Source organism: Mesorhizobium sp. M7A.F.Ca.CA.001.08.2.1 (assembly GCF_003998455.1).
Taxonomy (GTDB): Bacteria; Pseudomonadota; Alphaproteobacteria; order Rhizobiales; family Rhizobiaceae; genus Mesorhizobium; species Mesorhizobium ciceri.
Window position 1 is genome coordinate 1 of record NZ_RZPW01000524.1, and the last position, 4,558, is coordinate 4,558.

4 protein-coding genes are annotated in these 4,558 nt (G+C 60.2%); all 4 read right to left on the bottom strand.

Translation table 11 applies throughout. The features are described from left to right. On the bottom strand, positions 1 to 1,449 hold a 1,449-nt coding region (locus EN914_RS25370; protein ID WP_127389334.1), incomplete at its 3' end, for a GMC family oxidoreductase. A 95-nt stretch (positions 1,450 to 1,544) separates the two neighbouring features. Next, positions 1,545 to 2,348 carry an ABC transporter ATP-binding protein gene (locus tag EN914_RS25375; protein WP_013530446.1) on the bottom strand — a complete coding sequence of 268 codons (804 nt, stop codon included), beginning with the start codon at positions 2,346 to 2,348 and terminating at the stop codon, positions 1,545 to 1,547. 13 nt (positions 2,349 to 2,361) lie between these two features. Continuing rightward, a complete protein-coding gene (locus tag EN914_RS25380; protein WP_024503974.1) occupies positions 2,362 to 3,228 on the bottom strand; it encodes an ABC transporter permease in 867 nt (288 codons plus the stop codon). A gap of 148 nt (positions 3,229 to 3,376) precedes the next feature. Then, positions 3,377 to 4,366, bottom strand: coding sequence for an ABC transporter substrate-binding protein (locus EN914_RS25385; RefSeq protein ID WP_127389335.1), 990 nt, complete (start codon positions 4,364 to 4,366; stop codon positions 3,377 to 3,379). Between the last annotated feature and the right edge of the window lie 192 nt (positions 4,367 to 4,558).

Consider the following 4,558-nt stretch of genomic DNA (forward strand, 5'->3'; position numbering starts at 1 on the left):
GTCGTTGCCCATCCTGGCCGTGCCAACCGGATGATAGACGGTAAGAGCCTCGGCACGCAGATAGGCGAGAATCTCGTCATCGGTGTTCACGTCGGGCCCAGGCAGGATTTCCGGTCCGCGGATGCCGCCAAAAACCGGCGAAGCCAGGATCGAACGCGCGACCTTTATGCCCTCGACGAGGGTCAGGGCATCCTGTTCGTCACTGAAGAAGCGATGGTCTATGAGCATATTGCGGCGGGTGCCGTCGCGTTGAAGCGTGATTTCGCCGACGCTCCCGGGTCTCAACACACAGGTGTGCACGGCATAGCCGTGGCCATATTCGACGAGCCGACCGCGATGGCTGCGATAGCCCGGCACGAAGTGGAACTGAATGTCGGGTATGCTCCCGGCATACTTCGTCCTGGCAAAGCCGCCGGCTTCGACATAGTTGGTCGTCAGCATGCCTTTGCGCCGGGCGAAATACTGGAACGGCGCCGCCAGCATCGCCGGAAGATTGGCAAGTGAAAGGCCGAGCGTCTTGCGGCTGTTCGATCGCACCGTGATCATGCCATCGACATGGTCGCGCAAGTTCTTACCGACGCCTGGCAGGTTCGCGACCGGTTTAATCCCCGCTGCTTTCAGCTCCCCGGCCGGGCCGACGCCGGAAGCAAGCAGAATGCGCGGCGATCCGATCGCACCCGCGCTGAGGACGACCTCCGCTCGGCACCCCAACCGTTGGGTTGCGCCTTCCCTGATCACGTTGACGCCGGTGACGCGCTCACGCTCAATCGCCAGATCAAGAACCTCGACGCCTGACAATATCCGTAGATTCGAGCGGCCGAGAATCGGCCGGACAAAGGCGCTGTAGGCCGAGAAGCGCTCGCCTCTGTTCTGGGTGACGTTGTAGATGCCGAGGCCGAGTTGGCCACCGGCATTGAAGTCGCGGTTCTCGGGCAGGCCTACGCCTCTGCCCGCCTCAACCCACAGGCTGGATACCACGTTGGGATCGCGCGGATTGTCGACCAGCAATTCGCCGTCGAATCCATGATAGGCGGGGCTCTGCAACAGGCAGTTCCGCTCCAATTTCTTGAAGACCGGCAGGACATCGGCATAGGACCACCCGGCGCAGCCAAGCGCTGCCCATTCATCGTAGTCCTGCGCGGCGCCACGAATATAGACCATCGAGTTGATCGAACTCGACCCGCCAAGAACCTTGCCGCGGTTGACCGGTATGCGGCGGTTGTTGAGCAGCGGCTGCGGCACGCCCTTGTAGCCGTAGTCGAAGTTCGGATTGCCGTAGAGCGAGAGAATGCCGGCCGGCACGCGCACCCTGGTGCGGTCGTCGCTGCCGCCCGCCTCGATCAGGCAGACACGAACTGCCGGGTCTGCGCTCAGCCTGTTTGCCAAGACACAGCCGGCCGAGCCCGCGCCAATGACGATATAGTCAAATTCCGCCGCCTCGATGCTCATGCCTTGCCCGTTTCGTCATCCACACCGAAGACTGCCGATGTCTGTTTCATGCATGTCGTCTGCCCAAAACCGAGGTCACTTTTGAGCGACATGCATTAGTGCTCGTCGTCTTCGTCGTTCTTCAGGAGCTCGAGGATCTCCCGCTTCATGGCGATGAAGTTCGGCTCCATGACCAGATCCATGCTGCGTGGACGCGGGAGGCCTACGCGGATTTCCTTCTTGATCTGACCGGGCCGGCCGGACATGACGAGCACCCTGTCCGCCAGCAGGATCGCTTCATCGATGTCATGGGTAACGAATAGGACCGTCTTCTTGGAATGATCCCAGATCCTCAGCAAAAGCTTCTGCATGCTGTGACGGGTTTGGCTGTCGAGCGCTCCAAAAGGCTCATCCATCAGCAGCACGTCCGGATCATTGGCGAGCGCGCGCGCAATCGCAACGCGCTGCTTCATGCCGCCCGACAGCTGAGACGGGTAATGGTTGGCGAACTTTGCCAGACCGACCTCGTGGAGAAAATGCTCGACAATGACCCTGCGCTCGGCCGGCGCAATGCCCTTCCGCTTCGGGCCATATTCGACGTTCTGCGCCACCGTAAGCCAGGGAAACAGCGTATATGCCTGAAACACCATGCCGCGATCCGGGCCCGGCTCGGTAACAGGCTTGCCGCCGACTACGATCATGCCGCCGGTCCGCTCCTCAAGACCGGCGACGAGATAAAGCAGGCTCGACTTGCCGCAGCCGGATGGGCCGACGATCACACAGAATTCGTTGGGCACGACGTGAAAGGAAATGCCATCCAGCGCCAGCACCGCATTGTCACCCTTGCCGTAGCGCAGGACCACATTGTCGATGCCTATGTCGGAACTCTTTGGTTTCGTCGTAAGATTCAGGGCGTCCATGTGTGCGTGTTCCTCAATTGGCCCAGGGAGCGACGAGGCGGCGGATGCCCCGGAACAATTGGTCGGTGCAAAGACCAAGGATGCCGATCATGGCGATGGCCATGAAGATCACGTCGACCTGAAAGCCGCGCATGGCTTTGAGCGAGATGTAGCCAAGTCCGCTGCGGGCGGCGACGAGTTCGGCCACGACGAGATAGGTCCAGGCCCAGCCCATGGTGACGCGCAGCACATCCAGCACGCTCGGAAGCGTGGCCGGAAAGACGATGTGGAAGACCGTGTCGCCTCGTTTCGTGCCGAGCGTATAGGCTGCGTTGACAAGGTCGCGCTGGACGCTGCGAGCGCTGTCGGCGATCATGACGAGTTGCTGGAAGAAGACGCCGAAGACGATGACGGCAACGCGCTGCTCGATGCCGATGCCGATCCACAGGATGAAAAGCGGCACGAAGGACGTCACCGGCAGATAGCGTATGAAATTGACCAACGGTTCGAGAACGGCCTGGACGATGCGATAGGTGCCCATCGTCAATCCAAGCGGCACCGCAACGATGCTCGAAAGGACGAAGCCGATCAACACCACCTGGACGCTGGCGAAAACATGCTCCCACAACGACCCGTCAAGCGCCATGCTGATGGTGGTGGACAACACGGATTCGGGGCGAGGCAGGAACATTTCCTTGACCGCTCCGGAATAGGTCAGCGCGAACCAGCCGCCGATGACGGCGATCCAGACCATGAAGCCGAGCGTAATGGAGAGAGAGCGCGGCACAGCCCGAAACGGTGTGGCGATGACTTTCAGGACGGATCGACCGGCCTGACCTTCTTCAACTCTCGCGGTCACGCCATTGCTGACCAGAGAGCTCGTGTTCGGTGCTAGTGTCACGGGATACCCTTTTGGGCCGCTTGGACCGGAGGCGCGAGGTCCGCCTCCGGTTCAGCCAAATCACTTTGCAAGGTCAAATTACTTCGCAGGCCAAGCTACTTTGCAAGGCCAAGCTACTTCCAAGGCCAAGCTACTTTCCAAGGCCAAGCTACTTTCCAAGGAAGGATGTATCGACGAGGTCGTCATACTTGACGTCCATTTTGAGCTTGCCGAAGCCGCCCCAGATATCGCCGCCCAGCTTGATCAGCTTGCCGGCTTCGCCAGTCTCGCCACCGGCGAAGAATTCGGCATTGCGCTGCTTACCGTAGAAGTTCACGCCAGCGGCCGAGGAAGCAAAGTCCTTCGGATCCTTCAGCCAGCCGCCGACGCCTTTGGCCATCACCTCATACGCCTTCTCAGGATTCTCCTTGATGAACTCGTTGGCCTTGTAGAGGCCCTTCACCAGCGCCTCGACATCTCCGGGGTTCTTCGTGATGTAGTCGCAGTTGAGCGCCACCACATCGACGATCAAGCCGGGTGTCTTGGAGGAGTCGATCAGCACCTGTCCCTTGTTTTCCTTCTTGGCCAGCGTCAGATGCGGTTCCCAGGTGACGGCAACGGGAATGCGGTCGGCCATGAAGGCGGCGGCGGCATCGTCTGCCGTCATGTTGGTGATCTTCACATCGGCCTGGGTGAGACCGGCCTGCTTGAGCAGGATATTGAACCAGAACTGCGACACTGAACCCTGGTTCAGCGCTACGTCCATGCCTTTGAGGTCGGCGATGCTCTTGACCCCGCTGGGCGCGAGCACGCCATCGCCGCCATGGCTGTCATCCAGCGCATAGACCGACTTGAAGCAAACATCCTTCGAACGATACTTCATGATCTCGTCGACGGTCGAGGCGCTGCCGTCGAGCTCGCCGGCGGCAACAGCCGCCATATACAGCGATGCTTCCTCGATGATTTCAAGCGAGACATCGAGCCCACCTTCCTTGAAGTAGCCCATGTCACGGGCAAGGAAGAGCGGTCCGTACCCCACCCAGGTCGTCATGCCCAGTTTCAAGCTGCCAGCTTCGGCGTGGAGGCTCACCGATATGGCGCTGAGCGCAATGCCGGCCACCAGCGCGGCCCGGCGAAACTTCGAGAGTATTGTCGTCATCACGTTCCCCTGGTTTGCTGAAGTCGGGCGTTATCCCGGCCCGAACGAAACCCGCTCCGGAGGCATCGCCGAAGCCTGTCGCCTGACGTTCTTTTCTTGTTTTCTTTCAGCCGATGGCGGAGCAAAGCACGTTGGGTGCGCTGCACAAATTATGATTTTCAGTAGTTCGGCTTAGGCTGGACCTAACCAGAC

Bases quoted from the DNA above. Each gene is read 5' to 3' on its own strand.
- EN914_RS25375 (WP_013530446.1), bottom strand. From the start codon at position 2,348: ATGGACGCCCTGAATCTTACGACGAAACCAAAGAGTTCCGACATAGGC.
- EN914_RS25385 (WP_127389335.1), bottom strand. From the start codon at position 4,366: ATGACGACAATACTCTCGAAGTTTCGCCGGGCCGCGCTGGTGGCCGGC.